The organism is Mycolicibacterium parafortuitum (assembly GCF_002086815.1).
Lineage (GTDB): Bacteria > Actinomycetota > Actinomycetes > Mycobacteriales > Mycobacteriaceae > Mycobacterium > Mycobacterium parafortuitum.
The window spans coordinates 1-25,862 of record NZ_MVID01000023.1; the positions used below are offsets into that span (position 1 = coordinate 1).

The 25,862-nt window shown below is 68.7% G+C and carries 32 protein-coding genes; 17 read left to right on the forward strand and 15 right to left on the reverse strand.

Annotated features, from left to right (window positions below):
- Positions 1 to 69: 69 nt before the first annotated feature.
- Positions 70 to 219 (reverse strand): DUF1059 domain-containing protein, encoded by a 150-nt coding sequence (locus BST38_RS21205; RefSeq protein WP_083145459.1) that lies wholly within the window; start codon positions 217 to 219, stop codon positions 70 to 72.
- Between the two features lie 51 nt (positions 220 to 270).
- Here BST38_RS21205 and BST38_RS21210 point away from each other — a divergent pair, with 51 nt between their 5' ends.
- Together BST38_RS21210 and BST38_RS21215 are read left to right on the forward strand one after the other, a co-directional pair.
- Positions 271 to 930 carry a nitroreductase family protein gene (locus BST38_RS21210; RefSeq protein WP_083145460.1) on the forward strand — a complete coding sequence of 220 codons (660 nt, stop codon included), beginning with the start codon at positions 271 to 273 and terminating at the stop codon, positions 928 to 930.
- Positions 931 to 963: 33 nt separating this feature from the next.
- Complete coding sequence (locus BST38_RS21215) at positions 964 to 1,341, forward strand: recombinase family protein (protein ID WP_083145461.1); 378 nt, start codon at positions 964 to 966, stop codon at positions 1,339 to 1,341.
- A gap of 22 nt (positions 1,342 to 1,363) precedes the next feature.
- On the opposite strand, the gene BST38_RS21220 is transcribed toward BST38_RS21215, so the two are convergent.
- Positions 1,364 to 1,939 (reverse strand): HhH-GPD-type base excision DNA repair protein, encoded by a 576-nt coding sequence (locus tag BST38_RS21220; protein WP_083145462.1) that lies wholly within the window; start codon positions 1,937 to 1,939, stop codon positions 1,364 to 1,366.
- Positions 1,940 to 2,041: 102 nt separating this feature from the next.
- Between BST38_RS21220 and BST38_RS21225 the strand changes: the two genes are divergently transcribed.
- The 7 genes from BST38_RS21225 to BST38_RS21255 all read left to right on the forward strand — a co-directional run bounded on the left by BST38_RS21225 (position 2,042) and on the right by BST38_RS21255 (position 8,668).
- On the forward strand, positions 2,042 to 2,338 hold the full coding sequence (locus BST38_RS21225; protein ID WP_083145463.1) for a DUF732 domain-containing protein: 297 nt from the start codon (positions 2,042 to 2,044) through the stop codon (positions 2,336 to 2,338).
- A gap of 73 nt (positions 2,339 to 2,411) precedes the next feature.
- The gene (locus BST38_RS21230) at positions 2,412 to 3,635 is read left to right on the forward strand and encodes a sensor histidine kinase (protein WP_083145464.1); all 1,224 of its coding nucleotides are present in this window, start codon (positions 2,412 to 2,414) and stop codon (positions 3,633 to 3,635) included.
- Positions 3,632 to 4,429: a LytR/AlgR family response regulator transcription factor gene (locus BST38_RS21235; protein WP_083145465.1), complete on the forward strand. Its 798-nt coding sequence runs from the start codon at positions 3,632 to 3,634 to the stop codon at positions 4,427 to 4,429. Before BST38_RS21230 ends, BST38_RS21235 begins: the two co-directional genes overlap by 4 nt.
- Entirely contained in the window at positions 4,419 to 4,793 is a 375-nt protein-coding gene (locus tag BST38_RS21240; protein WP_083145466.1) for a hypothetical protein, read from the forward strand. The genes BST38_RS21235 and BST38_RS21240 overlap by 11 nt, the downstream gene beginning before the upstream one ends.
- Positions 4,790 to 6,532 carry a sodium/solute symporter gene (locus tag BST38_RS21245; protein ID WP_083145467.1) on the forward strand — a complete coding sequence of 581 codons (1,743 nt, stop codon included), beginning with the start codon at positions 4,790 to 4,792 and terminating at the stop codon, positions 6,530 to 6,532. The genes BST38_RS21240 and BST38_RS21245 overlap by 4 nt, the downstream gene beginning before the upstream one ends.
- Before the next feature lie 157 nt (positions 6,533 to 6,689).
- Entirely contained in the window at positions 6,690 to 7,040 is a 351-nt protein-coding gene (locus BST38_RS21250; RefSeq protein ID WP_083145468.1) for a DUF485 domain-containing protein, read from the forward strand.
- Positions 7,037 to 8,668 carry a monocarboxylic acid transporter gene (locus BST38_RS21255; RefSeq protein ID WP_083145469.1) on the forward strand — a complete coding sequence of 544 codons (1,632 nt, stop codon included), beginning with the start codon at positions 7,037 to 7,039 and terminating at the stop codon, positions 8,666 to 8,668. Before BST38_RS21250 ends, BST38_RS21255 begins: the two co-directional genes overlap by 4 nt.
- A gap of 72 nt (positions 8,669 to 8,740) precedes the next feature.
- Here the strand turns inward: BST38_RS21255 and BST38_RS21260 are convergent, their stop codons facing one another.
- Both BST38_RS21260 and BST38_RS21265 read right to left on the reverse strand, forming a co-directional pair.
- Positions 8,741 to 8,926, reverse strand: a complete 186-nt coding sequence (locus BST38_RS21260) for a DUF5302 domain-containing protein (protein ID WP_083145470.1) — start codon at positions 8,924 to 8,926, stop codon at positions 8,741 to 8,743.
- 29 nt (positions 8,927 to 8,955) lie between these two features.
- Entirely contained in the window at positions 8,956 to 9,399 is a 444-nt protein-coding gene (locus tag BST38_RS21265) for a PPOX class F420-dependent oxidoreductase (RefSeq protein ID WP_083145471.1), read from the reverse strand.
- A gap of 81 nt (positions 9,400 to 9,480) precedes the next feature.
- Between BST38_RS21265 and BST38_RS21270 the strand changes: the two genes are divergently transcribed.
- Positions 9,481 to 10,329 (forward strand): class I SAM-dependent methyltransferase, encoded by an 849-nt coding sequence (locus BST38_RS21270; protein ID WP_083145472.1) that lies wholly within the window; start codon positions 9,481 to 9,483, stop codon positions 10,327 to 10,329.
- Here the strand turns inward: BST38_RS21270 and BST38_RS21275 are convergent, their stop codons facing one another.
- A complete protein-coding gene (locus tag BST38_RS21275) occupies positions 10,330 to 10,695 on the reverse strand; it encodes an Rv1152 family transcriptional regulator (protein WP_083145473.1) in 366 nt (121 codons plus the stop codon). It abuts the gene before it with no gap.
- Positions 10,696 to 10,731: 36 nt separating this feature from the next.
- Between BST38_RS21275 and BST38_RS21280 the strand changes: the two genes are divergently transcribed.
- A complete protein-coding gene (locus BST38_RS21280) occupies positions 10,732 to 11,448 on the forward strand; it encodes an NAD-dependent deacylase (RefSeq protein ID WP_181792070.1) in 717 nt (238 codons plus the stop codon).
- Positions 11,449 to 11,501: 53 nt separating this feature from the next.
- Here the strand turns inward: BST38_RS21280 and BST38_RS21285 are convergent, their stop codons facing one another.
- Positions 11,502 to 12,131, reverse strand: a complete 630-nt coding sequence (locus BST38_RS21285) for a class I SAM-dependent methyltransferase (protein ID WP_083145567.1) — start codon at positions 12,129 to 12,131, stop codon at positions 11,502 to 11,504.
- Positions 12,132 to 12,273: 142 nt separating this feature from the next.
- Here BST38_RS21285 and BST38_RS21290 point away from each other — a divergent pair, with 142 nt between their 5' ends.
- Both BST38_RS21290 and BST38_RS29800 read left to right on the forward strand, forming a co-directional pair.
- Positions 12,274 to 12,816, forward strand: coding sequence for a DoxX family protein (locus BST38_RS21290; protein ID WP_083145568.1), 543 nt, complete (start codon positions 12,274 to 12,276; stop codon positions 12,814 to 12,816).
- Positions 12,817 to 12,906: 90 nt separating this feature from the next.
- The gene (locus tag BST38_RS29800) at positions 12,907 to 13,038 is read left to right on the forward strand and encodes a hypothetical protein (RefSeq protein WP_110781845.1); all 132 of its coding nucleotides are present in this window, start codon (positions 12,907 to 12,909) and stop codon (positions 13,036 to 13,038) included.
- A gap of 52 nt (positions 13,039 to 13,090) precedes the next feature.
- On the opposite strand, the gene BST38_RS21300 is transcribed toward BST38_RS29800, so the two are convergent.
- The 3 genes from BST38_RS21300 to BST38_RS21310 are packed head-to-tail and all read right to left on the reverse strand — an operon-like array spanning position 13,091 to position 15,974.
- A complete protein-coding gene (locus BST38_RS21300; RefSeq protein WP_083145475.1) occupies positions 13,091 to 14,083 on the reverse strand; it encodes an NAD(P)H-dependent flavin oxidoreductase in 993 nt (330 codons plus the stop codon).
- A 4-nt stretch (positions 14,084 to 14,087) separates the two neighbouring features.
- Positions 14,088 to 14,840 carry a 3-hydroxyacyl-CoA dehydrogenase gene (locus BST38_RS21305; protein WP_083145476.1) on the reverse strand — a complete coding sequence of 251 codons (753 nt, stop codon included), beginning with the start codon at positions 14,838 to 14,840 and terminating at the stop codon, positions 14,088 to 14,090.
- Positions 14,841 to 14,879: 39 nt separating this feature from the next.
- Complete coding sequence (locus BST38_RS21310) at positions 14,880 to 15,974, reverse strand: CaiB/BaiF CoA transferase family protein (protein WP_083145477.1); 1,095 nt, start codon at positions 15,972 to 15,974, stop codon at positions 14,880 to 14,882.
- A gap of 118 nt (positions 15,975 to 16,092) precedes the next feature.
- On the opposite strand from BST38_RS21310, the gene BST38_RS21315 reads away from it, so the two are divergent.
- Both BST38_RS21315 and tet(V) read left to right on the forward strand, forming a co-directional pair.
- Complete coding sequence (locus BST38_RS21315) at positions 16,093 to 16,902, forward strand: enoyl-CoA hydratase (protein ID WP_083145478.1); 810 nt, start codon at positions 16,093 to 16,095, stop codon at positions 16,900 to 16,902.
- 154 nt (positions 16,903 to 17,056) lie between these two features.
- Positions 17,057 to 18,316: a tetracycline efflux MFS transporter Tet(V) gene (gene tet(V) / locus BST38_RS21320; protein ID WP_237160873.1), complete on the forward strand. Its 1,260-nt coding sequence runs from the start codon at positions 17,057 to 17,059 to the stop codon at positions 18,314 to 18,316.
- On the opposite strand, the gene BST38_RS21325 is transcribed toward tet(V), so the two are convergent.
- Genes BST38_RS21325 through BST38_RS21335 form a run of 3 tightly spaced genes read right to left on the reverse strand, consistent with a single transcriptional unit; the run spans position 18,313 to position 20,732 of the window.
- Entirely contained in the window at positions 18,313 to 19,023 is a 711-nt protein-coding gene (locus BST38_RS21325) for a CPBP family intramembrane glutamic endopeptidase (protein ID WP_083145480.1), read from the reverse strand. The genes tet(V) and BST38_RS21325 overlap by 4 nt on opposite strands.
- Positions 19,020 to 20,165: an NAD(P)H-binding protein gene (locus BST38_RS21330; RefSeq protein ID WP_083145481.1), complete on the reverse strand. Its 1,146-nt coding sequence runs from the start codon at positions 20,163 to 20,165 to the stop codon at positions 19,020 to 19,022. The genes BST38_RS21325 and BST38_RS21330 overlap by 4 nt, the downstream gene beginning before the upstream one ends.
- A gap of 39 nt (positions 20,166 to 20,204) precedes the next feature.
- Complete coding sequence (locus BST38_RS21335) at positions 20,205 to 20,732, reverse strand: gamma carbonic anhydrase family protein (RefSeq protein WP_083145482.1); 528 nt, start codon at positions 20,730 to 20,732, stop codon at positions 20,205 to 20,207.
- Positions 20,733 to 20,795: 63 nt separating this feature from the next.
- Here BST38_RS21335 and BST38_RS21340 point away from each other — a divergent pair, with 63 nt between their 5' ends.
- Positions 20,796 to 21,734, forward strand: coding sequence for an SDR family NAD(P)-dependent oxidoreductase (locus tag BST38_RS21340; RefSeq protein ID WP_083145483.1), 939 nt, complete (start codon positions 20,796 to 20,798; stop codon positions 21,732 to 21,734).
- Between the two features lie 125 nt (positions 21,735 to 21,859).
- Complete coding sequence (locus tag BST38_RS21345; RefSeq protein ID WP_083145484.1) at positions 21,860 to 22,600, forward strand: fasciclin domain-containing protein; 741 nt, start codon at positions 21,860 to 21,862, stop codon at positions 22,598 to 22,600.
- Positions 22,601 to 22,673: 73 nt separating this feature from the next.
- On the opposite strand, the gene BST38_RS21350 is transcribed toward BST38_RS21345, so the two are convergent.
- From BST38_RS21350 to BST38_RS21360, 3 genes are read right to left on the reverse strand one after another with little or no spacing between them, the layout of a single operon-like run.
- On the reverse strand, positions 22,674 to 23,816 hold the full coding sequence (locus BST38_RS21350; protein ID WP_083145485.1) for an acyl-CoA dehydrogenase family protein: 1,143 nt from the start codon (positions 23,814 to 23,816) through the stop codon (positions 22,674 to 22,676).
- Positions 23,817 to 23,832: 16 nt separating this feature from the next.
- Positions 23,833 to 24,633, reverse strand: coding sequence for a crotonase/enoyl-CoA hydratase family protein (locus BST38_RS21355; protein ID WP_083145486.1), 801 nt, complete (start codon positions 24,631 to 24,633; stop codon positions 23,833 to 23,835).
- Positions 24,630 to 25,787: a thiolase family protein gene (locus tag BST38_RS21360; protein WP_083145487.1), complete on the reverse strand. Its 1,158-nt coding sequence runs from the start codon at positions 25,785 to 25,787 to the stop codon at positions 24,630 to 24,632. Before BST38_RS21360 ends, BST38_RS21355 begins: the two co-directional genes overlap by 4 nt.
- Positions 25,788 to 25,862 lie beyond the last annotated feature (75 nt).

Consider the following 25,862-nt stretch of genomic DNA (forward strand, 5'->3'; position numbering starts at 1 on the left):
AACTGGGATTCCCGGTTGTGAATCTGGCCAGATTCACAACCGGGAATCCCAGTTCGGCGTTTTGGTGGGTCAGTAAGCCATGAAGAGGATGGCGTCGCGGTCGTACTCGCGGCCGGGATGCACCTCGGACAGATGCTTCTGGGCCTTCTCCACGAGATCCTCTTCGTCCTTGCCGGTGATCGCTTCGCCGCAGGGGCAGTTCAAGTGTGTCTTCGCCATGACACAACAATGGCACAGCACCGGCCCTGCGATAAGACAAGATCACCCAATATGGACCTCTACGACGTGATGCGGACGACCGGCGCGGTCCGGCGTTTCACCGACGACCCCCTGCCCGACGATGTCCTGGCCAGAATCCTCGACCACGCGCGGTTCGCGCCGAGCGGCGGCAACCGCCAGGGCGTGCACGTCATCGCGGTACGCGAGCGCCCCACCCGCGAAGCCCTCGCGGCGCTGACCCAGACCGGTGCACGCCGCTACATCGCGCAGCAGCGCAACGGCGAGGCACCGTGGAATCCGGTGCACCCCATGGGTGTCACCCCCGACGAGGTCGCCGCGACCGAGGTGCCCGCCGAACTGACGCTCCCCCTGCTGACCGCCGCCGTCGTGCTGGTGGTCTGCGTGGACCTGTCTGTCGTCGCGGCCTTCGACCAGGACCTCGACCGCGTCGGGGTGATCGCCGGCGCATCGGTCTACCCGTTCGTGTGGAACGTATTGCTCGCGGCACGCAACGAGGGCTACGGCGGGGTGCTGACGACGATGGCGGTCGCCGAGGAAGCCGCCGTCAAGGACCTGCTCGGCATTCCGGACGAGTACGCGGTCGCGGCCGTGCTGCCGCTGGGCCGCCCGCAGCGCCAGGTCACGAAGCTGACCCGCAAACCGGTGGCCGAGTTCGTGACGCGGGAACGCTTCGACGGCGAGTCTCTGTGACGCCGCGCGCTCCGGCATGAGACCTTGGAAAGCGTGGCGGCCACGTTGGGATATGCGACGGCCGCGGGTGACTCCGGAAGCCTGGACGAGCAACTCGCCGAACTCGCGGCCGCGGGAGTGGACCCGCGGCGGATCTTCACCGACAAGACCGCGGGCTCGGCGGACAAGATGCGCGCCGGGCTGCTGGCCCTGTTGAGCTACGCCCGCGCGGGCGACGTGGTCGTGGTCGTCGCGCTGGAACGGCTGGGCCGGACCGTCACCGAGGTGACGCACACGGTCGCCGATCTGACGACCCGCGGCATCACGTTGCGCTGCCTGGCCGACGGACTGGACACCGCGACCGCGACCGGGCGGGTGGTCGCCAAGGTGCTCACCGATCTGGCGGCACTGGACGCCGAGGTCAGGCCTTAGCGGCCTTCGCTGCATCCATGGCTCAGGCCTTGGCGGCCTTCGCTGCGGCCTTGGCTTCCTTCTTGTACGCCCGCACCTTCTGCAGCGACCCCGGATCCTTCACGTCCGCGACCGACATGTGCACGCCCGCCTTGCCGTAGTCGCCGGCGGCGGTACGCCACCCCTTCGGGTCGACGCCGTACTGCTTGCCGAGCAGCGCGAGGAAGATTTTGGCCTTCTGCTCCCCGAAGCCGGGCAGCGCCTTGAGCCTGCGCAGCACCTCTTTGCCGTCGGCGCCGTCGGACCACAGCGCCGCCGCGTCGCCGCCGTACTCGTCGACGATGACCTGGGCCAGCGCCTGCACCCGCTTCGACATCGAACCCGGGAAGCGGTGCACCGCAGGCGTTTGCGCGCACAACGCGGTGAACGCCTCGGGGTCGTAGTCGGCGATGGTCTCGGCGTCGAAACGCCCGATCCGGTCGGCGATCTTCTTCGGGCCGCCGAACGCCACCTCCATCGGGATCTGCTGGTCGAGCAGCATGCCGACCAGCAGCGCGAACGGATTGGCCTCCAACAGCTCGTCGGCCGCGGGATCCTGAACCAACTGCAATTTCGCCACGCGGCCAGTCTAGGCCGCGCGGCAACCGCGGTGAGCTGCGCATTCGGCCCTGAGATCGGCCGGGATGTGTCATCGTGAACCCGGAAACCGGAGGAGGCGGTCATGGGGCGGGTACTGGCGGGGCTTGGTGCGGCGATCATCACCGCGATCGCGTTGGCGGGTACGGCGCACGCGATACCCGATCAGGGCACCCCGGAATTCGACGCCTACATGCAGGGCCTGCAGGCCAATGGCTACCACCTCAATCCCGACACCGCGTGGCGGCTGGCCCACCAGTCGTGCATCGGCGGCATCCCGGGATACATCGGCCTCGAGCTGGCGGCCCAGGGGGTGCTCGGCCCCGGCGCACAGCAGCGCGCGATGGCGGTGGCGCAGAAGTACGCCTGCCCCATTCAGTAGGGGAAGCCGACCCGCCGTCAATTGGGCTGCCGTAAGCGCGATTCGGCATCGCGCGGCGAAGTAACGTAGCGCTATGTCAGGCGCGCTGGAGATCGCACTCACCGCCGCGCTGATCCTGCTCGCCGTGGCCGCCGTCGTCGTCGCGGTCCGGACCCGCCGTGTGGTGGCCACCCCGACCGAGCGCGCCGTACACGCCGCGCTGCACACCGCGTCGCTGGCGGCGCGCGCACTGCGCCGGGGGCTGGACACCGAATCCGCCGAGGCGTCCGCGCCGTTCCTGCGCGAGCTCACCGGCACCGACGGGCTCGCGCTGTTCGACGGCGACGGCGAGCCGCTGATCCGCGACCCCGACCTCGACCTGGTGTGGACCCAAGACGTGTGCGACGCATGCGACGGTGCCGCGCGCGAATCCATCTCCGGGCAGCGGCGGGTGATGACGCACGCCAAGGATTCCGCGGTGATCGCCCAGCCGATGCTGACCGAAGCGGGCGACCTGTTGGGGGTGCTGGTGGTCGTGACCACCCGCTCCCCCGGGCCCGGAATGCTGGGCGCGGTCGGCGAAGTCGCCCGATATGCGGCCAGCCAGATCGAGCTCGCCGAACTCGACGCGTCGCGTGCGCGACTGGACCGCGCCGAGGTGCTCGCGCTGCGTGCCCAGATCAGCCCGCACTTCATCTACAACGCGCTGAACACCATCGCGTCGTTCGTGCGCACCGACCCCGACCGCGCCCGCGAGCTGATCCTGGAGTTCGCCGACTTCACCCGCTACTCGTTCCGCGCGGCGGGCCAGTTCACCACGCTGTCGGACGAACTGCGCAACATCGACCGCTACCTGACGCTCGAACGCGCCCGGTTCGGGCCCGCCCTGAAGGTGACGCTGCGCGTGGCGCCGGAGGTGCTCAACGTCGTCGTACCGTTCCTGGCGCTGCAGCCACTGGTGGAGAACGCGGTGCGGCACGGTTTCGCCGGACGCGGAAGCGGTTCCATCGAGCTGATCGCCCGCGACGAAGGCTCCGACTGCGTCATCACCGTCGAAGACGACGGCGTCGGAATGGATCCCGAGGCGCTGCGCGCCGGGCCGGGCGACGCGCTGTCCGAGACCACCAACAGCGACCGCGCCGGCGCACACGTGGGGTTGACGAATGTCGACCATCGGCTGCGCGCCGCGTTCGGCAACGACTACGGTCTGGTGGTCGAAACCGCGATCGGCGCGGGCACCAAGGTCGTGATGCGGGTACCGAAGTTCCGGTCGGGTGTGCGGGCCAGTGGAGGTGGGTTCGGGGTGGTCAGATCGTGACGCGACCGCTGACCGTGCTGGCCGTCGACGACGAAGCCCCCGCCCTCGACGAACTGGCCTACCTGCTGGGCAGGCATCCGGCCATCGGCGAGGTGTTCCGGGCCGGCGACGCGACGTCGGCGCTGCGGGAACTCAATCAGCGCACCATCGACGCGGTGTTCCTGGACATCAACATGCCCGGCCTGTCCGGCATCGAACTGGCCGGGGTACTCGCCAACTACGCGCAGCGTCCGGCGATCGTGTTCGTGACCGCGCACGACGACAAGGCCGTCGCCGCCTTCGACGTCGGCGCGCTCGACTATCTACTCAAGCCGATCCGCGAGGAACGCCTCGACGCCGCGGTGCGCCGGGTCGCGGGTGCGCAGACCGCGGCTCCCGCCGGCGATGACGATCCCACCCGCGAGCCCGAATCGGATGTGATCCCGGCCGAACTCGGCGGGGTCACCCATCTGATCCCGCGCGACAGCATCGGCTGGGTCGAAGCCGAGGGCGACTACGCCAGGCTGCACTCGGCGTCCGGTTCACACCTGGTCCGGATACCGCTGAGCACCCTCGAAACCCGTTGGCGGGACCGCGGATTCCAGCGCGTCCACCGGTCCTACCTGGTGGCGCTGCGGCTGGTGTCGGGGCTGCGCACCGCCGACGGCGCCGTCCTGGTGCGGCTGCGGGCCAACGGCGCATCACCGGCGGTCGAGCTCCCGGTGAGCCGGCGCCAGGCCCGCGAACTGCGCGACCGGGTGGTGCGCAACCCGATGCGGCACCTGCGTCCGGCGGGAAGCCCCGATGACCAGTAGCGAACGGCCGCAACGCCAACGCGTGGTGCTCGCGCACCGCCGCGGCGCCCGGATGGTCCGCACCCGCGTCGAGGTGCAGGAGCAGACGCTGGTGGGTGACGCGCTGGTGCGCGGCCTGGTGCGCGCGCAGTTGGGGCTGGCGCTGCGACTGGCGGCCGTGGTGGTCGGCCTGATCGGGGCGATCCCGCTGCTGAACGCCGCCTTCCCGGCGCTGGGCGCGGTCAGCGTGTTCGGTATCCGGCTGAACTGGCTGGTACTGGCCGGGCTGGTGTATCCGCTGCTCTACGGGATCGGCCGGTTCTACGTGCGCTTGGCCGAGCAGGCCGAACGCGACTTCGTCCGGGTGATCGACGCCGAGCCGTGACCGGATCACCGCTGACCGCTTTCGCGCTGCTCGCCGCGGCCGTCGCGACCGTCGCGATCGGTGCGTACGGCGTGCGGTTCTCCCGCACCACGTCGGACTTCCTGGTCGCCTCGCGCACCGTCGGATCCAGGTGGAACGCCGCCGCGATATCCGGCGAATACATTTCGGCCGCATCGTTTCTCGGCGTCGCCGGGTTGATCGCCAAGTACGGCGCCGACGCGCTGTGGTACCCGGTCGGTTTCACCGCCGGCTATCTGGGTCTGCTGCTGTTCGTCGCCGCGCCGCTGCGCCGTTCCGGCGCCTACACCGTCCCCGACTTCGCCGAGTTCCGGCTCGGCTCGGTCCGGTTGCGCAAGGTCGCGATGCTCGTCGTCGTGGTGATCTGCATCTTCTACCTGGTGCCCCAGTACCAGGGGGCCGGGCTCGCGCTGAAAACCCTTCTCGGCACCCCGGTTTGGCTGGGACCACTGGTCGTCGGCGCGATCGTGATCATGAACGTGGTGGGCGGCGGCATGCGCTCGATCACGTTCGTGCAGGCCTTTCAGTACTGGCTGAAACTGACCGCGGTCGCGATCCCGGCGCTGGCGCTGGCCGGGCTGTTCTTCAGCGACCGCGGCGGGGAACTCGGCGGCCCGCTGCCGCCGACGGTGCCGAACGAGACGGCCGTCCAGATCGAGACCGACGTCGTCGTCCAGGTGGCCGCGCCGGCGGGCATCACCGTCACCGGCACCCTCGACGGCAGGCCGGTGCAGGACACCGCGATCGGATCAGCCGGGGAGCACACGCTCGGGGCGGGCAGTTCGCTGACGCTGGCGGCGGGGGCGGCCACCCCGGTCGTCGCGGGAACGCCGAGCGCGGGCCGGGACTGGATCGCCTCCGGCGGCGGACTCGGCGGCGGCCACCCGCTCTATCAGGTGCTGTCGATCATCGTCGCGACGTTCCTCGGGACGATGGGCCTGCCGCACGTGCTGGTGCGCTTCTACACCAACCCCGACGGCCGCGCGGCGCGGCGCACGGCGCTGGCCGTCATCGCGCTGCTGTCGTTGTTCTATCTGTTCCCGACGCTGCTCGGGGTGTTCTCGCGGTGGTACGTCCCGCAACTGCTCATCACCGGCGCCGCCGACGCGGCGGTGCTGCTCGCCCCCGCGTCGGCGTTCGCGGGACCGGTCGGCCAACTACTGGCGGCGCTGGTGGCCGCCGGCGCGATCGCGGCGTTCCTGGCGACGTCGTCGGGCCTGCTGGTCAGCTTCGCCGGCGCGCTGGCCACCGATGTGCTGCCCGGCCGGGTGCGGGATTTCCGGCTTGCCGCCGTGGTCGGCGGGTTGATCCCGATCCCGTTGGCGCTGGCCGCTTCTGGCGATCTCGAGCTGTCCCGCAGCGTCGGGCTGGCGTTCGCCGTCGCCGCGTCGACGCTGTGTCCGCTACTGGTGCTCGGCATCTGGTGGCGCGGCCTGACCGCCCGCGGGGCGATGAGCGGTCTGGCCGTCGGCGGGGTGCTCTCCGGCGGCGCGGTGACCGTCGCGGTGGTCGGCGGTATCGACGAGGGCGCACTCGGCGGCTGGCCCGCGGTGCTGATCGGTTATCCGGCCGCGGTCAGCGTTCCGCTCGCGTTCGCGACGATGATCGTCGTCAGCCGGCTCACCCGGGACAGCAGACCCGCCGACGTCGCGCAGACCTTCGCGCGGATGCACGTTCCGGAACATCTGGGGATGGGGATCGAGCGCACGCCACGGGGCTAGGTGCAGACCGCCCACCGTTCGTCGCCATGAGCCGACCGTTCACCGCAGCATCATCGGTCCTCACCGTGTGCACTCCGGCCGAGCAGGGTATGTGACCTGCATCTCAACTACGTTTGCGCCAGAGCCGGTTCACAGCAGTCAGGAGCGTGAGATCAAGGTGTCCGAAACAGACCTTCCGATTCGCCCGGAAGCCATCAGCGGCGAACGCTATCTAGAAGTCCAGGCCAGCCCCGAGTTCCAGGAACTGCGCAACCGCTTGCGCCGGTTCGTGTTCCCGATGACGGCGGTCTTCCTCATCTGGTACGCCGTCTACGTTCTGCTGGGCGCCTTCGCCCACGACTTCATGGCCACCCGGGTGTGGGGCGACATCAACGTCGGGTTGCTCATCGGGCTCGGCCAGTTCCTGTCGACCTTCCTGATCACCGGCCTCTACGTGCGGTTTGCGAACCGCGAACTCGACCCGCGGGCCGAGGCGATCCGCACCCAACTGGAGAGTGAGATCAAATGACCACCCTTCTGGCCCAATCCGAGACCGTCGGCAACCCGGCGGCCAACATCGGGATCTTCAGCCTGTTCGTCGTCGTGACGATGATCGTGGTGATCCGGGCGAGCAAGCGCAACGCCACCGCCGACGAGTTCTTCACCGGCGGCCGCGGGTTCTCGGGCCCGCAGAACGGCATCGCGATCGCCGGTGACTATCTGTCGGCGGCAAGCTTTCTCGGCATCGCCGGCGCGATCGCGGTCTACGGCTACGACGGCTTCCTGTACTCGATCGGCTTCCTCGTCGCGTGGCTGGTGGCCCTGCTGCTGGTCGCTGAATTGCTGCGCAACACAGGCAAATTCACGATGGCCGATGTGCTGAGCTTCCGGCTCAAGCAGCGTCCGGTCCGGCTCGCCGCGGCGACGAACACCCTTGCGGTGTCGCTGTTCTACCTGCTGGCGCAGATGGCCGGTGCCGGCGGCCTGGTCGCGCTGCTGCTCGACATCAACAGCCGCGCCGGCCAGTCCGTGGTGATCGCGGTCGTCGGCGTGCTGATGATCGTCTACGTGCTCGTCGGCGGCATGAAGGGCACCACCTGGGTGCAGATCATCAAGGCCGTGCTGCTGATCGCCGGCGCCGGTTTCATGACGGTGATGGTGCTGGTGAAGTTCGGCGTGAACTTCTCCGAGATCCTCGGTTCGGCGCAGTCGGCCATCAGCGGTGCGACCACCGCGGGCGTCGCCGATCGTGACGTGCTGGCGCCGGGCGCGCAGTACGGCGGTTCGCTGACCTCGCAGATCAACTTCATCTCGCTGGCACTGGCGCTGGTACTGGGCACCGCGGGTCTGCCGCACGTGCTGATGCGCTTCTACACGGTGCCGACCGCGAAAGAAGCGCGGCGCTCGGTCGTGTGGGCGATCGCGCTGATCGGCGCGTTCTACCTGTTCACTCTGGTGCTCGGCTACGGCGCCGCGGCGCTGGTCGGCCCGGACCGCATCCTCGGCGCGGCCGGCGGGGTGAACTCGGCGGCACCGCTGCTGGCGTTCGAGCTCGGCGGTGTGATCCTGCTCGGCATCATCTCCGCGGTGGCTTTCGCGACGATCCTCGCGGTGGTGGCCGGGCTGACGATCACCGCGTCGGCGTCGTTCGCGCACGACATCTATGCCAGCGTGTTGAAGTCACACAAGGTGACCGAGGCCGAGCAGGTGAGGGTCTCGCGGATCACCGCGGTCGTGCTCGGCATCCTCGCGATCGGACTTGGCATCCTGGCCAACGGCCAGAACATCGCGTTCTTGGTGGCGCTGGCGTTCGCGGTCGCCGCGGCGGCGAACCTGCCGACGATCATCTACTCGCTGTACTGGAAGCGGTTCAACACCCGCGGCGCGCTGTGGAGCATGTACGGCGGTCTCATCTCGACCATCGTGCTGATCGTCTTCTCCCCGGCGGTGTCCGGATCGAAGACCGCGATGATCCCGGGTGCGGACTTCGCCTGGTTCCCGCTGGCCAACCCCGGCATCGTGTCGATCCCGCTGGCGTTCATCCTCGGCATTGTCGGCACGCTCAGCGCGCCCGACGACGAGGACCCGAAGATCGCCGCCGAGATGGAGGTCCGGTCACTGACCGGGATCGGCGCAGAGAAGGCGGTCGCCCACTAAGCCGAGAAACGCCGAAATTGCATTCCAGCAGGCAAAAGTCGAGAAGACTTCTGCTGGAATGCAATTTCGGCGTTAGCCGCTCTTGCGCCTGAACTCGCGCCGGTTCTCCACCGGTCCGTGGGAGCCTCTGGCCTTGTTCGCGCCGCCGTCCTTGTGGGACGAACCCTTGACCGCGTTGGCGTTCTTGCGCTCCAGCGCCTCCCGGAACTTGCGCTTGTTGTCGTCCTCGCCGGACTGAGCCGACTCCTTGGATGCCATGGCCGCAGCGTAGTCCGCCGCGCGCGGTTTCAGCGCTTCCCCGGCGGCATGCCGTAGATGTGGGAGATCGGCAGCGTCATCAGGACCCGGCGGTCGTCGACCATGGCCCTGCGGTAGTCGTCCCAGTCGGGGTGCTCCCCGGCGAGCTTGCGGTACAGCTCCACCAATCCTTCGACGGTCTCGTCGGCGGGGTTCGCCGCGGGCGGGCTCAGCACCGCATCCCCCTCGGCCACCGCGTACGCCCAGCCGTCGTCGGAGCTCACGTGGATCGCGGCGCGCGGATCGCGGCGCAGGTTGCGGGTCTTGGCCCGCGGCTCGGTGATCGACACCGAGATGGTCTGTGCCGGCGCGTCGAAGTGGTACGACACGTTCGACAGCTGCGGTCTGCCGTCGCGCTTGATCGTGGCCAGCACGCCGAGCGAGTTCCCGGCGATCAGCGCCAGCAGCTTGTCGTCGAAAACATCGCGGGTCATGGCACGAGCCTACGACTTCCGGCGGTCTGCGAGGATGGACCAGGTGCCTCGATTTCGAACCCGAATCAGGAGGGGCTGACGATGACGCCGAACGGCAAACACACCGCCGACCTCACCGGAGTGTCCGAGACCGCGCTGATGACCTTGCTGGTCCGTGCCACCGAGGCACGGCGTCCCGATTCGCTGATCGACGATCCGATGGCGATCCATCTGGTCGATTCGATCGACTACGACTTCGCGAAGTTCGGTTTCACGCGGCGCCAGGACATGGCGGTGCGGTCGCTGGTGTTCGACAAGTGGACCCGCCGTTACCTGCGCGACCATCCCCGCGCGACCGTGGTCGCGTTGGCCGAGGGTCTGCAGACCTCCTTCTACCGGCTCGACGCGCCGGCAGCCGACGGGTCCCGGGACGTCGGGCACGAGTTCCGGTGGCTGACCGTCGACCTGCCGCCGATGGTCGAGTTGCGGCGCAAGCTGCTGCCCGCCTCCGACCGTGTCGAGATGGTCGCGCAGTCCGCGCTCGACTTCAGCTGGATGGACCGGGTGAAGACCGACGACGGGGTGTTCATCACCGCCGAGGGCCTGCTGATGTACCTGCAGCCCGAGGAGGCGATGGCGCTGATCACCGAATGCGCGGCCCGCTTCCCCGGCGGCCAGATGATCTTCGACCTGCCGCCGTCGGCGTTCGCGTCCCTGGTTCGGCGCGGGGTGCGCGCATCCCTGCGCTACCGGGTGCCCTCGATGCCGTTCTCGCTGACCCTCGCCGAAGCCGCCGACCTGGTCAACACCGTTGCGGGCGTGCGCGCCGTGCACGACCTTCCGGTCGAGCGGGTGCGCGGCCGACTGCTCAACGCGTTGATGTGGACCGCCGCACGGGTGCCGTTGCTCGACTCCGTGCGGCCGATGTTCACGCTGCTCGAGTTCGGCTGATCACCCGAACGCCGTCTCGACGTAGCGCAGCGCCTCGTCCTTGCCGACCCCGAGTGCGCGGGCCGTGGAGACGTAGGTGTGTGCGGCCGTCGCCATCGCGGCGTCGGCGGGATCCGCCCGCGCCACGAACGTGCCGAACCTGCCCCTGGTCTCCAGGATTCCCGCCGCTTCCAACTCCCGGTAGGCACGCGCCACGGTGTTGACCGCCAGGTTGATCTGACCAGCCAGCTCGCGGACCGTCGGCAACCGGGTGCCGGGAGCGAGTTCCCCGTCCCGGACCCCTGCGATGATCTGCGTTCTGAGCTGGTCGAACAACGGCCTGGACGCATGCGGATCTACGCGTACCCAATCCCCCAAGTCCCCCACGTGCCCAGTATTGCCTACAGCGACTAATTTGGTGGGGTGCAGGTGACGGTATTCAGCGGTGCCGGGATCTCCGCCGAAAGCGGTGTCCCGACATTCCGCGACGTCGAGACCGGGCTGTGGGCCAAGGTCGACCCGTACGAGATCTCCAGCGCGGACGGTTGGCGCGCCCACCCCGACCGGGTCTGGGCCTGGTATCTGTGGCGCCACCACATGATGAGCGCGGTGGCGCCGAACAACGCCCATCGCGCGGTCGCGGCGTGGGAGGACTACGCCGACGTGCACGTGATCACCCAGAACGTCGACAACCTGCACGAGCGCGCCGGCAGCAGCCGGGTGTACCACGTACACGGCAGCTTGTTCGAATTCCATTGCGACGTATGCGGATCCGCGTACCACGGCGCCGTCCCGGACATGCCCGAGCCCGTCGAGTCGGTCGATCCCCCGCATTGCGACACCTGCGGCGGGCTGATCCGCCCGAACGTCGTGTGGTTCGGCGAGGCGCTGCCCGACGACGCCTGGGACAAGTCGGTGCAGGCCGTCGTCAACGCCGACGTGGTCGTCTCGGTCGGGACGTCGTCGGTGGTCTACCCCGCTGCGGGGCTGCCGGAGCTGGCGATCGCCCGCGGCGTCCCGGTGATCGAGGTCAATCCCGAGGAGACGCCGTTGTCGCCGAGTGCGACGGTGACCTTGCGCGAGTCGGCGGTCGCCGCGCTGCCCGGCCTGCTGCAGCGGCTGCCGGTCCTGCTCGGCTAGGTCGGCTCCACCACTCCCTAAGGGCTCCAGTTCCCTAAGAGCTCCACCTCTCTTTAAGGGCGACGGGCCACCCCGATCGCGAACTCGGCGACCGGCACCGGCACCCACGCCGGGAACGTCCACTGCCGCCGCGCCGCCGTCACGCGGAATCCCGCGCCGGTGATGGTGTCCTCGGTGTGCCGGTGGGTATGGCAGTTCCCGAGCAGCCGCGGCCACACGGTGGCGTCGGCGACCCGTTGCAGTCGCGCGCGGGCGCCCGCACTGGCCACATGCTCCAGGTACCGCAGCTCGCCTCCTGGCCTCAGAGCCGAATACAACTGCCGGACAACATCATCGGGGTTGTCGACCGAACACAGCACCAGCGAGCACACCACCGCGTCGAACGGTTCGGCGTCGGCGAACTGTTCGACGGTGTCGGTGCTGACGACGACCGGGACCGCCGCACCCGAGGCGGCCTTTCTGGCGTGTTCGGCGAGGCGGCGCTCCGGTTCGACGGCGACCACCTCGCTGACCGTCGCCGGGTAGAACTCGAAGTTGGTGCCGGTGCCCGCGCCGACCTCCAGCACCCGGCCGGTCAACCCGGCGAGGTTCTCCCGGCGCAGCCGCCGCAGCGACTCCGGCTCACGCGACGACATCGCCGTCCACAGCCGGGCGAAGAACGGGTTATCGACGACGTCGCTCATCGCGGCCTCCTTCATCAGCGGGCTCCTTCAACCAGTCATCAAATTGTGCAGCACCACCGCTGTCCACTGTTCCAGCGCGTCGGGTTCTACGGGGCCGGCGCCCGTGCGATGAGTTTTGGGGAACCGGCGAGTCGTAGTGAACATGACCGACACAGCGACAGCTCCATCCACCACGACCGCGCCTGCCACCGGGACCGTCGACGCCGGGCTGCTGATCCTGCGGATCGGAGTGGCCGCCGCACTCCTGCACGCCGGCCTGATCAAGGCCACCGACTTCCCCATGACCGTGCAGTTCATGACCGACGCGGGGTGGCGGGCGCCGGGGTTCGCGGCGTTCATGGTCACCGCCACCGAGACCCTCGCAGGCATCGGCCTGCTTCTCGGGGTGCTGACCCCGTTGGCGGGGTGTGCCGGACTGGGCGCGATGCTCTGCGCGTGGGCGGTGAACGTGTCGGCGGCCACAGTGTGGTCCGATCCTTTCAACGTCCCGTTCCTGATCGGCCTCGGCGCCGCGGCGCTGCTGTTCACCGGCGCCGGTGCATACTCGGTCGACGCCCGGGTGTTGACACGAATCGCCTGGTCAGCGCGCGTGCGGGTAGCGCTGCTGGTGCTCTCGTTCGTCGCCGCGGTCCTGACCTGGATCGCGCTCTACGGCGTCAACCCGTTCCACTTCAGCGCCCCCTGAAGCGCAGAACCTACCGAGCGGTAAGGATTGCCACAGTTTTCCGATAGCAAGCTCAAAGATTCCTTAGACCGCCTGGTTACTCTCCAGTACATGTGGATCGACGACACCAACGCTGATGTCATCAAGGTTGATTTCGAGGCTCTCTACCACGGCGATTTTCTCGTCGAGGGCCTGACCTCGGAGCAGCTCGACGACGATCAGGTATTGCCCACCGCAGTATGAAAGAGCGCGCGTCCACCGGACGCGCGCTCCTCCATTTTCGGTTTGCTTGACGCTAGACGCGCTCCGCCGCAGGCGTGACCATGTCCGCCAGTCGGCCGGTGACGATCTCCTCGGCCTCCCCGACGATCCGTGCGACCAGGTCTCCGACGGTCGGGATGTCGTTGATCAGGCCCATCGCCGTCCCGACAGTCCAGATGCCGGCGTCGATATCGCCGTCGTCGAACACCTTGCGGCCGCGCACGCCGGCCACCAGATCCTTGACGTCCTCGAACTGACCGCCGCCGGCGAGGATCTGCACGACTTCCCGCGACACCACGTTGGACGCCACCCGCGCGGTGTTGTGCAGGCTGCGGAAGATCAGCTCCGTGCCCCGCTCGTCGCCGGCCACGATCGCTTCCTTGACGTTCTGGTGGATGCAGGACTCGACGGTGCACATGAACCGCGACCCCATGTTGACGCCGTCGGCGCCCAGCGCCAGCGCGGCGGCCAGGCCGCGGCCGTCGGCGAACCCGCCGGAGGCGATCATCGGGATCTCGATCTTGTCGGCCGCGGCCGGGATCAGCACCAGGCCGGGCACGTCGTCCTCACCCGGATGACCCGCGCACTCGAACCCGTCGATGCTGATGCCGTCGACACCGAGGCTCTGCGCCTTGACCGCGTGCCGCACCGAGGTGCACTTGTGCAGCACCTTGATGCCGTTGTCGTGGAACATCGGCAGGTGCGGCGCCGGGTTGGAGCCGGCCGTCTCGACGATCTTGATCCCCGAGTCGACGATCACCTGGCGGTATTCGTCATACGGCGGCGGGTTGATCGCGGGCAGGATCGTCAGGTTCACACCGAACGGCTTGTCCGTCAGGTCCCGCGTCTTGGCGATCTCGTTGGCCAGATCCGCCGGCGTCGGCTGCGTCAGCGCGGTGATGAAACCCAACGCGCCCGCATTCGCCACGGCCGCAACGAGTTCCGCGCGACCCACCCACTGCATACCGCCCTGGGCGATAGGGTGCTCGACCCCGAACGCCTCGGTGAATTTCGTCCTGAGTGTCATGCGATCACCTCGGGGCCATGCGGATGGCGCCGTCGAGGCGGATGACCTCACCGTTGAGCATCGGGTTCTCGACGATGTGCACGGCCAGCGCGCCGTACTCGTCGGGGTCACCCAGACGGGCCGGATGCGGCACCTGCTTGCCCAGTGAGTCCTGGGCCTCCTGCGGCAGCGAGCCCAGCAGCGGGGTCTTGAACAGACCGGGGGCGATGGTGCACACGCGGATGAACTCACGGGACAGGTCGCGGGCGATCGGCAGGGTCATGCCGACCACGCCACCCTTGGACGCCGAGTACGCGGCCTGGCCGATCTGGCCCTCGAACGCGGCGACCGACGCGGTGTTGATGATGACGCCGCGCTCACCGTTGATGGGCTCAGTCTTCGCGATGCGCTCGGCGGCCAGCCGCAGCACGTTGAACGTGCCGATCAGGTTCACCTGGATGACCTTGGTGAAGCCGTCGAGCGGGAACGGGCCGTCCTTGCTCAGCGTCTTGGCCGCGTTGCCGATGCCGGCGCAGTTGACGTTGATGCGCAGCGGGCCGAACTCCTCGGCGGCATCGAGCGCGACGGCCACCTGCTCGGGGTCGGTCACGTTGGCCTCGACGAACTTCGCGCGCGGGCCGAGTTCCTTGACGACGTCCTCACCCTTGAGGTCGATGACGACGACCGAGGCGCCCCGGTCGAGCAGTCGCTTGGTCGTCGCCAAACCGAGGCCGGAAGCACCTCCGGTGACGACGGCGGCGGCGTCTTTGATCTCCACAGAAACGTGTCCTTTCGTGACGGTTTTAAAAAGTAAGGGTCAGAGCCATTCCTGCAGAACGGCTTCGGTGTCCGCGCCGGGCACCCCGGGCGCCTTGGGCGCGGTCGGGGCCGAGCGCGAGAACCGCGGCGCGGGCGCCGGGTAGAGGAACCCGCTCTCGCTGTAGAAGGTGTCGCGCTCGGTGTTGTGCGGTTCGGACTCCACCTCGGCGAACGACAGCACCGGCGTCACGCACGCGTCGGTGCCGGCGAAGACCTGAGCCCAGTGATCGCGGTCGTGGGCCGCGATCGCCGTGGTGAAGGCTTCTTTGAGTTCCGGCCAGCGGCTCATGTCGTTCTGGTCGGGCAGGTCCGCGCCGTCGAGGCCGATCCCCTTGAGGAACTCCGCGTAGAACTGCGGCTCGATGCAACCCACCGCGATGTGGCGGCCGTCGGCGCAGGTGTAGGTGTCGTAGTACGGCGCACCGGTGTCGAGCATGTTCACGCCGCGCTCGTCGCTCCACATGCCCATGCCGCGGAACGACCACATCATCATCGACAGCACGCTGGAGCCGTCGACCATCGCCGCGTCGACGACCTGACCCTTGCCGGAGCGTTCCCGCTCGTAGAGGGCCGAGAGCACACCCACCAGAAGGAACATCGAACCGCCGCCGAAGTCGCCGGCCAGGTTCAGCGGCGGCACCGGCCGCTCCCCCTTGCGCCCGATCGCGTGCAGGACGCCGTTGAGCGAGATGTAGTTGATGTCGTGTCCCGCCTGCTGGGCGCGGGGGCCGTCCTGCCCCCAGCCGGTCATGCGGGCATAGATCAGCTTCTCGTTGACCTTGGCGCAATCCTGCGGGCCGAGGCCGAGCCGCTCGGTGACGCCGGGCCGGAAGCCCTCGATCAGCACGTCGGCCTTGGCGATCAGACGCAGAACCATGTCGCGGTCCTCGTCGCTCTTCAGGTTCGCCGCGACCGAGCGGCGGTTGCGCAGCAGATAGTCACGACTCGGATTGGTCGCCGGTCCGGGGCCCTTACCTGGGCGTTCGATGCGCACCACGTCGGCGCCGAGATCGCCGAGAATCATTGCGGCGTGAGGCCCGGGGCCGATGCCGGCCAGCTCCACAACTCGAAGTCCCTGTAGTGGTCCAGCCACGCTGACCGCCCTTCATGAGTATCGATCGGTTGACCGCGACATAGCTTACTTGTATAACCAAGTCGACCGGGCCACGGGGCTTCAGCAGTCTGGAAGGCCCCCGATGAAGGGGACATTCATGACCACCACCGACGCGTATCAGGGCATCGACCACCTCACCGTCAGCCTCGACGGCGGCGTGCTCACCGTGACGCTGAACCGTCCCGACAGCCTGAACTCGCTCAGCGCGCCGATGCTGGAGACGTTCGCCGCGACGCTGGAACGCGCCGCGGGTGACTCGCGGGTGCGGGTGGTCCGCATCGGCGGCGCCGGCCGCGGCTTCTGCTCGGGGGCGGGCATCAGCGAGGAGGACCACGCCAACCCGGGCGCGTCCGGCACGCCCGACGATGTGCTGGACGCGGCGAACCGTTGCATCCGCGCGATCGCGAACCTGCCCCAGCCCGCCGTCGCCGTCGTGCAGGGCGCCGCCGCGGGCGTCGGGGTCTCGCTGGCGCTCGCCTGCGACGTGGTGCTGGCATCGGAGAAGGCCTTCTTCATGCTGGCGTTCACCAAGATCGGCCTGATGCCCGACGGCGGCGCGTCGGCGCTCATCGCGGCCGCGGTGGGCCGCATCCGGGCGTTGCGGATGGCGCTGCTGGCCGAGCGCATCCCCGCCGCGGAGGCCTACAACTGGGGTCTGGTCAGCGCGGTCTACCCGGCCGACGATTTCGAGACCGAGGTCGACAAAGTCGTCAACACCCTCGTCACCGGCCCCGCGGCCTCGCTGCGCCTGACCAAGAACGCCATCAACGCCGCGACGCTCACCGAGCTGGAGCCCGCCCTGGAGCGCGAGACCAAGGGTCAGCTTGAGCTGTTGCACTCCAATGACTTCCGCGAGGGCACCCAGGCCTTCCAGCAGCGGCGCGCACCGAAATTCACCGACGTTTGAGGCATCCCGACCCACGACTGTGGGCCCTGTGTACGCGAATCCGCGGTTCGGCGTGCACAACCCCCACATTCGCCCACGAGGTCGAGGCTCAGAAAATCATTCGACCCGCATCAGGTGAATCGGCCACCATCGATAGGTGAGCACGCAGTTCGAGATCCAGCAGCCGGTGATCGCCGGCGGGTGGCGCGTGCTCGCCCCGTTCCGGTTCCGCGAGTACCGCCTGTTGATCGCCGCGGTGTCGCTGTCGATCTTCGCCGAGGGCATGTGGGCCGTGGTGATGGCATTGCAGGTCATCGAGCTCACCAACGATCCCACCGCACTGTCGCTGGTGGCCACCTGCCTGGCGGCGGGCCTGGTCGCGTTTGTGCTCGTCGGCGGGCTGGCCGCTGACCGGCTGAGCCTGCGCGCGATCATCATCATCGTCGAGGTGGTCAACACCGCCGTCGCGACGGCCGTCGCCGTCCTCGGATTCCTTGGTGCGCTGCAGATCTGGCATATGGCGCTGGCCGCGGGCGCGCTCGGGGTCGCGGCGGCGTTCTTCTTCCCGGCCTACAGCGCGATCCTGCCGAGGATCCTGCCCGCCGAGCAACTGCTGGCGGCCAACGGGGTCGAGGGCGTGGTGCGCCCGGTGTTCCAGCGCGCGGTCGGGCCCGCGGTCGCCGGGCTGGTGATCGGTGCGACGTTCCCGGCCCTGGGTGCGTCGATGGTCGCAGCGCTGTTCGGGGTCGGGCTGGTGTTGCTGCTGGCGACCCGGCTGCCGACGAAACCCGTTGCGATCGCCGGTGATCGGCCACAGCTGATGCGGGATCTCAAAGACGGCTTCGCGTTCATGGTGAAGACGCCGTGGCTGTTGTGGACGCTGCTGTTCGCGAGTGTGTTCGTGCTCGTCGTGCTCGGGCCGATCGAGGTGCTGTTGCCGTTCGTCGTGCAGGACCGGTTCGAGCACGGCGAGCAGACCTACGGATTCGTGCTGGCCTTCTTCGGATTGGGCAGCGCGCTGGGCGCTCTCGGGGTGTCGTCGCGACCGATGCCGCGGCGCTACCTGACCACGATGCTGGTGTGCTGGGGGGCCGGCTCGATTCCGCTGATCGCGCTGGGGATGACGTCGTCGTTCGCGGTGATGGCGCTCGCATCGTTCATCGTCGGGCTGACCGACGGCGCGGGGATGGTCATCTGGTCCACACTTCTCCAGCGGCGGGTTCCGCCCGAGATGCTGGGCCGGGTGTCGAGCCTGGACTTCTTCGTCTCGCTGGCCTTCATGCCGGTGTCGTTCGCGATCGTCGGCCCGCTGTCGAAAGTGGTGTCGATGCAGGCGATCTTCCTGGCCGCGGGCGTGGTTCCGGTGGTGCTGGCCCTGGTCGCGATCTGGGCGGCCCGGATGCACCGCGACGAGGTCGCGCACCCGCTGCGTTAGACGCCGAACATCGGGGGAAGTGCGAGCACCATGACCAGACCCCAGAAGAAGTGGGTCAGCATCGGGGCGAGCACTCCCCCGGTGGCGCGCCGCAGCAGTGCACAGACGGTGCCGAGGATGATCGCGGCGAAGCCCAGCATCGGGTTGCCGGTGGTCGCCGCGGTGGCCACGACGTACAGCGCGGTGGACAAGATGATCGGATGGTGTTTGAGCAGCGCGGTGTAGACCGCGCCGCGGAAGAACATCTCCTCGGCCACACCGTTGATCACCGTGATGAACACGATCAGGTAGAGCGGGCCCGCGTTCGAATACTGCAGCACCTCGCGGACGTAGTCGTTCACGGCGGGGATCTCCCGGACCACCAGGGCGCCGAGGACGAAAACCCCGCCGAGCGCGATGCCGATCAGGGTGCCGGTGATGACGGGACGCTGGTTGCGCCCGCGGAAGCAGACGTAGCCCATGTGCAGCGGGCCCGACAGGAAAGCACCGGCGGCCCACACACCGGCGAGCGCGAGGGTCAGCCAGATGAACGTCTCGTCCCCCGGCGGCCTGCTGAGCGAGTAACCGAGCAGTGCGGCGCCGACGAGCACCACCACCGACACGATCACCTTGCGCCTGCCGATCACCGACGGCGGCTCGTTGTACGGGGGCGCCTTCGTCGCCGCGATCTTGCGCAGCTCGCCGGCCCAGCTCGTCGGCGCGCTCACGCCGGGATCACCTTGGGCACCATCCCCAGCACCGTATCCAGCCCGGTGCGGATCGCCGCGGCGAACGGCCGGGGCACGAAGGCCAGCAGTCCCAGCATCGGCTGCACCAACGGTGGGGTCACCGCGCTCGCCAGTTGCCGCAACCGCGACACATCACCGCCGGCCCAGCCCGGGTCGGTGTCGGCGAGGTGATGCGGGTCGAGCAGTTCGTTGACCGGCCTGCGCGGTGCGCTGCCGACCGCGCGGCGGATCGCGTCCTCGACCCCGACCAGCCCGTCCGGCGGATCGGGCACGAATGCGGACAACCCGCCCGCGGACGCGATCATCGGGAAGTCGAGGGACTCCACCAGGTCGGCGGCCAGCCCGCCGGGAACCGGCAGGACCAGCCCGGTCACCTTCGACACCATCGACGTGTCGATGCCGTACACCGCGACCGGCGCCCGCCAGATCCCCGCGATGCGTGCGTAGGTCCGCAACAGGTCGCCGTAGGTGGTGGTCTCGGGTCCCCGGATGTCGTAGGCCCCGGCCGGAACCTTCGGGTCGGCCGCGGCGACCAGGTAGTGCAGCACGTCGCTGACCGCGATCGGGTCGATCGGGTTGACCGACCATTCGGGCATGGGCAGCAACAGGAATCGGTCGGCGACGTAGCGCAGCATCTCGAACGACGTGGAGCCGGCGCCGATCACGATGGCCGCACCGAGCCACACGACGTCGGGACCGCCGTCGACGGTCAGCGCCGCGGCGACCTCGGCCCGGCTGGTCAGGTGCTCCGACAACGAGTCGTCGTCGGGGACGAAGCCGCCGAGATAGACGATGCGCCGCACACCGGCGGCCTTCGCGGCCGCGGCGACGTTGGCCGCGGCCCGGTTGTCCGCCTCCCGGAATCCGGGCTGCCCGATGCCGTGGACGAGGTAGTACACCACGTCGACGGGACCCGCCTGGGTCAACGCCTGCTGGACCGACGTCTCGTCGTGGGCGTCGAGGGCGACCGCCGAAACCTCGTCGTACCAGCCGAACTCGGCCAGCCGAGCCGGATCGCGGCTCGCGGCGACCACTTGGTGGCCGTCCTGCAGGAGCTCGGTGACGAGGCGCGAGCCGATGTAGCCGGTCGCGCCGGTGACCAGGGTGCGGACGGTGTTCACCGTAGGGCTGTACCCGCGGTCACCGGTTCAGAACCTGGGTCAGGCGTTGCCTGCGTCACGGTGCACCTTGACGAGCTCCTGATAGAGCGTCGCGTTGGTGCGGATGCCGGCGATCTCGTCGTCGCCGAGTTGCCTGCGGACCTTGCCGGGCACACCGGCCACCATCGAGCCGGGCGGGATCACGGCGCCCTGCGGGACCACCGCCCCAGCGGCGATCAGCGAGCCCGCCCCGATCACCGCGCCGTTGAGCACGACGGCGCCCATCCCGACCAGCGAGTCGTCCTCGACGGTGCACCCGTGCAGCACCGCGTTGTGCCCGACCGACACCCCGGAGCCGATCCGGGCCGGGAAGCCCGGGTCGACGTGGATCGTGACGTTGTCCTGGATGTTCGTGCCGGCGCCGATGTCGATCGGTTCGACCTCGGCCCGCAGGATCGCGCCGTACCACGCGCTCGCGCCCGCGCCGAGGATCACCTGGCCGATCACGGTCGCGTTGGGGGCGACCCAGCTGTCGGGGTGCAGGTCGGGGGTGTGTCCCGCCAGGGACAGGATCAGGGGCTCGGCCATAGGCGCCATCGTAGGACGGGGGCGGTTTCCCCACGGCGGCGCGCGACGTGCAATCCTTCGAACGTGACAACGACGTCTGACCCCACCGCGCTCGACATCGTCGACGGAGTCGACCTCAGCGGCAAGACCTGCGTCATCACCGGCGCCTCGTCGGGTCTGGGCCGCGAATCGGCCCGAGCACTCGCCAGCACGGGCGCACACGTGATCCTGGCGGCCCGCAACGCCGAGGCGCTCGCGGACACCGAGGCGTGGGTGCGCGCCGAGGTCGGCGACGCCCAGCTCTCCCAGGTGCAGCTCGATCTGACGTCGCTGTCGAGCGTCGCGTCCGCAGCCGAGCAGATCGGTGAGCTGACCCCGGCGGTGCACGTGCTGATGAACAACGCGGGCGTCATGTTCACGCCGTTCGGCAGGACCGTCGAAGGCTTCGAGATCCAGTTCGGCACAAATCATCTGGGGCATTTCGAGCTGACCCGGCTGCTGTTCCCGGCGCTGGTCGCCGCCGACGGCGCCCGGGTGGTGAACCTGTCGTCGGAGGGGCACCGCATCAGCGACATCGATTTCGAGGACCCCAACTGGGAGCACCGCGAGTACGACAAGTTCGCCGCCTACGGCGCGTCGAAGACCGCCAACGTGCTGCACGCGGTCGAGCTCGACCGGCGCCTGCGCGACAGCAGCGTGCGTGCGTTCGCGGTGCACCCCGGGATCGTCGCGACCTCCCTGGCCCGGCACATGACCAACGACGACTTCGCCGCGCTGAACAAGTCGACCGCGACCCGCAACCCGGAACGCCCCGCCACCGATTTCCGCAAGCAGTTCACGACTCCCGAGTACGGCGCGGCCACCCAGGTGTGGGCCGCGGTCAGCGACGAGCTCGACGGCCGGGGCGCGCTGTACCTGTCCGACTGCCGGGTCGCCCAGGCGGCGCCGTACGCGATCGACGAGGGCCGTGCGCTCGCGCTGTGGGGCCTTTCCGAACATCTCTGCACCATCCGCGCCCAATAGCGAACTCGCAGCTCACAGCGGTGTTTGCGGCCGCAAACGGGGCCGCGACCCGGTCGGTCGACTTGGCCGTGACCATTTCGGGCACATACCATTCCAGGCGACTTGACAGATGTAAGGAGCTCACCGTGAAGACCCGCCGAAGCAAGGCCGTCGGCGTCGCACTCAGCGCCGCCGCCATCGCCCTGTCCGTACCGCTCGCCGTCAACGCCTCCGCCGAGCCGACCACGACGGTCGCCGAGATCCCGGATCCGCAGGGCCCGGAGTGCGGCGCGTTCAAGGAAGCACTGCCGAACTGGAAGGCGCTGGCGAACCTGCCGATCAGCAGCGCGCTGTCGCAGATCCCGACCATCTCGACCTTCAGCTCGGCGGTCTCGGGCCAGTTCAACCCGGCCGTCAACATCGCGAGCGTCCTCGACAACGGGCCCTACGTGATCTTCGCGCCGACCGACGAGGCGTTCGCGGAACTGCCCGCCGATCAGCTCGAGATGCTGCGCACCGATCCGGCCGCGCTGACGTCGCTGCTGTACTACCACGCGTTCCTGGGCCTGCTCGGCCCCGACGACGTCAAGGGCCAGCGCCCGACGCAGGAGGGCACCGAGATCGAGGTGACCGGTTCCGGCGGCGACATCCAGGTCAACGAAACCGCCGAGGTCGTCTGCGGCGGCATCCAGGCGCTGAACGCGCGGATCTACATCGTCGACAAGGTGCTCAACCCGGCGCAGGCGCCGGCCCCGATCACGCCGACGAGCACCAGCAGCACGGAGACCACCGAGCCGGCTCCGGGCCCCGCCGAGGCGACCGAGACGACTGAGGCGCCGGCGCAGACCACGCCGCTGTCCCCGGCCGCCGAGGCTCCGGTCGGCTGACGCTCGGACCGATCAGACACAAAATCGCCCCCTTTCGCGTGAAAGGGGGCGATTTTGTGTCTGATCGGCGTGGTTAAACGCCCAGCTCGCGGCCGATGATCTCCTTCATGATCTCGGTGGTGCCACCGAAGATCGTCTGGATACGTCCGTCCACATAGGCCCGCGCGACGCGGTATTCGAGCATGTAGCCGTAGCCACCGTGCAGCTGCACGCACTGGTCGACGACCTTCTTGGCGGTCTCGGTGGCCCACCACTTGGCCTTGGCCGCCTCGACCGCGGTCAGCTCACCGTCGACGACGCCCTGCAGGCAGCGGTCGATGTAGTTCTCGGTGACCTCGAGCTCGGTCTCCATCTCGGCGAGCAGGAAGCGGTTGTGCTGGAAGCTGCCGATCGGCTGACCGAACGCCTTGCGGTCCTTGCAGTACTGCAGCGTCTCGTCGAACACCGCACGCGCGCCGGCGATCGCCGAGATCGCGATCGACAGCCGCTCAGAGGGCAGGTTGGTCATCAGGTGGTAGAACCCGCGACCCTCCTTGCCGAGCAGGTTGGCGTTGGGCACGCGGACGTTCTCGAAGTGCAGCTCGGAGGTGTCCTGGCTGTGCAGGCCCATCTTGTCGAGCTTGCGGCCCCGGGTGAAGCCCTCCATACCGCGCTCCACCACGAACAGCGTGAAGCCCTTGTGCCCGGCCTCGGGATCGGTGCGGGCCACCACCACGCACAGGTCGCAGTTGATGCCCGACGAAATGAACGTCTTGGAGCCGTTGATGATCCAGTCGTCACCGTCGCGCACGGCCGAGGTGCGGATGCCGGCCAGGTCGCTGCCCGCGCCGGGCTCGGTCATCGCGATCGCGATGATCAGCTCGCCGCTGGTGATGCCGGGCATCCAGCGCTGCTTCTGCTCGTCGTTGGCCAGTTCCTTGAAGTACGGGCCGACGACGTCGTTGTGCAGGCTGAGCGCGGGGCCGTGCACACCGGCCTTGGCGGTCTCCTCGTCGATGATCGCGTTGAACCGGAAGTCGTCCGATCCGCCGCCGCCGAACTCCTCGGGCATGTTGAACCCGATGAGACCGTACTTGCCCGCGGCGGTGTACGCCGACCGGTCGACGAGACGCTCGGTCTCCCACTTCTCCGCGTTGGGCACGAGCTCACGCTCGATGTAGTCCTTGACGGTCTGGCGGAAGGCCTCGTGCTCCGCTTCGTAAATCGTTCGCTTCATTGGCTTTTCGCCTTCCTTACTTTGCTTTCCAGACGGGCTCGCGCTTCTGGGCGAAGGCCAGCGGCCCCTCCATGGCGTCTTCGGTCTTCAGCAGCGTCGAGAACTCACCGAAGGTCTGCTTCCAGAACGGCTCGTCGGCGGCGACCACGCCGTCGATCGCGCCGTAGGACACCCGCTTGCTGGCACGAACGGCCAACGGCGCGTTGACCGCAATGCGTTCGGCGAGCGCAAGGGCCGCGTCCAGGACGGTGCCGTCCGGCACCACCTGGTTGATCAGGCCCCACTTGAGCGCATCCGCCGAGGACAGCGGTTCACCGGTGTAGATGAGCTCAAGAGCGACCTTCTGCGGCAGCTGCTGCACGATCCGGAACACTCCACCGGCACCGGCGATCAGGCCGCGCTTGACCTCGGGCAGGCCGAACTTCGCGCGCTCCTCGGCCACCACCAGATCGCTGGCCAGCGCCAGCTCCGTGCCGCCGCCGAGAGCGGTGCCGTTGACCGCGGCGATGGTCGGCTTGTCGATGAAGTGCCGCACGTAACCGGCGAAGCCCCACTCCGAATGCTCCGGGTGGAACAGGTTCTCGCCACGCGAGATCGCCTTGAGATCCGCACCGGCACAGAAGGATTTGTCGCCGGCACCGGTCAGGATGACCGCGCGGATCTCCGGATCGTCCTGTGCGGCCTGCAGCGCGTCACCGACACCGATGGACACGGCCTGGTTGACGGCGTTGCGGGCCTCGGGACGGTTGATCGTGATGATCAGGACGTTCCCCCGGCGCTCGGTGAGTGCGCCGGGCTCCACTGCGGTCTCGGTCACAGGAGCTCCAGGATGGTCGCGTTGGCCTGGCCGCCACCCTCGCACATGGTCTGCAGGCCGTACTGAATGTTGTTGTCCCGCATGTGGTACAGCAGCGTGGTCAGGATGCGTGCCCCCGAACCGCCGAGCGGGTGGCCGAGTGCGATCGCGCCGCCGTTGGGGTTCAGCTTGGCCTCGTCGGCGCCGATGTCCTTGAGCCAGGCCATCGGAACCGGCGCGAACGCCTCGTTGACCTCGAACGCGCCGATCTGGTCGATTGACAGACCGGACTTGGCCAGCGCCTTCTGGGTGGCCGGGATCGGCGCGGTGAGCATGATGACCGGGTCGGCGCCCGCGAGCACCGCGGTGTGCACCTTGGCCAGCGGCTTGAGGCCGAGGTCCTTGGCCTTCTCCGCCGACATGATCAGCAGCGCGGCCGAACCGTCCGAGATCTGGCTGGAGTTTCCGGCGTGGATCACGCCGTCCTCCCGGAACGCGGGCTTGATCTTGGCCATCGACTCGACGGTGCCGCCGCGGCGGATACCGCCGTCTTCGAGCACCACGGTGTCGTTGCCGTCGGCGTCCTTGGTCTTGATTCCGACGATCTGATCCTTGAACGCACCGGAATCCTGTGCGGCTGCGGCCTTCTCATGCGAACGCAGCGAGAACTCGTCGAGCTGGGTACGGCTGAAGCCCCACTGCTCGGCGATCATCTCGGCGCCGACGCCCTGGTTCGGGGTCTTGTCGTAACGGGCCTTGAACGACTCGCCGTAGGGGTTTCCGCCGTTGGCCAGCGACGAGCCCATCGGGGTCCGCGACATCGACTCGACGCCACCGGCGACGACGACGTCGTAGTGTCCGGCGATCACACCGGCGACGGCGAAGTGCAGCGACTGCTGGCTGGAGCCGCACTGGCGGTCCACGGTCACGCCGGGGACGGTCTCGGGCCAGCCGGCCGACAGCACGGCGGTGCGGGCGATGTCGAGAGCCTGCTCGCCGGCCTGCATCACGCAGCCCCAGATGACGTCGTCGACGAGCGCGGGGTCGACCCCGGCGCGCTCCACCAGGCCGTTGAGCACCTGAGCCGACAACTCCGCCGGGTGGATCCCCGACAGGGCGCCGTTGCGCTTACCGACTGGTGACCGGACAGCCTCGACGATGACGGCTTCAGCCATGGTGATACTCCTTCTTTCACGGGGTCTTGCCTCGAACGTAAACGAACAAGGTTTACTAGGTCAACCTACTGGTTG

What these genes read in the sequence shown, in the direction of transcription:
- BST38_RS21205 (WP_083145459.1), bottom strand. Translation starts at nt 219, where the DNA reads ATGGCGAAGACACACTTGAACTGCCCCTGCGGCGAAGCGATCACCGGC.
- BST38_RS21210 (WP_083145460.1), top strand. Translation starts at nt 271, where the DNA reads ATGGACCTCTACGACGTGATGCGGACGACCGGCGCGGTCCGGCGTTTC.
- BST38_RS21225 (WP_083145463.1), top strand. Translation starts at nt 2,042, where the DNA reads ATGGGGCGGGTACTGGCGGGGCTTGGTGCGGCGATCATCACCGCGATC.
- BST38_RS21230 (WP_083145464.1), top strand. Translation starts at nt 2,412, where the DNA reads ATGTCAGGCGCGCTGGAGATCGCACTCACCGCCGCGCTGATCCTGCTC.
- BST38_RS21240 (WP_083145466.1), top strand. Translation starts at nt 4,419, where the DNA reads ATGACCAGTAGCGAACGGCCGCAACGCCAACGCGTGGTGCTCGCGCAC.
- BST38_RS21255 (WP_083145469.1), top strand. Translation starts at nt 7,037, where the DNA reads ATGACCACCCTTCTGGCCCAATCCGAGACCGTCGGCAACCCGGCGGCC.
- BST38_RS21260 (WP_083145470.1), bottom strand. Translation starts at nt 8,926, where the DNA reads ATGGCATCCAAGGAGTCGGCTCAGTCCGGCGAGGACGACAACAAGCGC.
- BST38_RS21265 (WP_083145471.1), bottom strand. Translation starts at nt 9,399, where the DNA reads ATGACCCGCGATGTTTTCGACGACAAGCTGCTGGCGCTGATCGCCGGG.
- BST38_RS21270 (WP_083145472.1), top strand. Translation starts at nt 9,481, where the DNA reads ATGACGCCGAACGGCAAACACACCGCCGACCTCACCGGAGTGTCCGAG.
- BST38_RS21285 (WP_083145567.1), bottom strand. Translation starts at nt 12,131, where the DNA reads ATGAGCGACGTCGTCGATAACCCGTTCTTCGCCCGGCTGTGGACGGCG.
- BST38_RS21290 (WP_083145568.1), top strand. Translation starts at nt 12,274, where the DNA reads ATGACCGACACAGCGACAGCTCCATCCACCACGACCGCGCCTGCCACC.
- BST38_RS29800 (WP_110781845.1), top strand. Translation starts at nt 12,907, where the DNA reads ATGTGGATCGACGACACCAACGCTGATGTCATCAAGGTTGATTTCGAG.
- BST38_RS21300 (WP_083145475.1), bottom strand. Translation starts at nt 14,083, where the DNA reads ATGACACTCAGGACGAAATTCACCGAGGCGTTCGGGGTCGAGCACCCT.
- BST38_RS21315 (WP_083145478.1), top strand. Translation starts at nt 16,093, where the DNA reads ATGACCACCACCGACGCGTATCAGGGCATCGACCACCTCACCGTCAGC.
- BST38_RS21335 (WP_083145482.1), bottom strand. Translation starts at nt 20,732, where the DNA reads ATGGCCGAGCCCCTGATCCTGTCCCTGGCGGGACACACCCCCGACCTG.
- BST38_RS21350 (WP_083145485.1), bottom strand. Translation starts at nt 23,816, where the DNA reads ATGAAGCGAACGATTTACGAAGCGGAGCACGAGGCCTTCCGCCAGACC.
- BST38_RS21360 (WP_083145487.1), bottom strand. Translation starts at nt 25,787, where the DNA reads ATGGCTGAAGCCGTCATCGTCGAGGCTGTCCGGTCACCAGTCGGTAAG.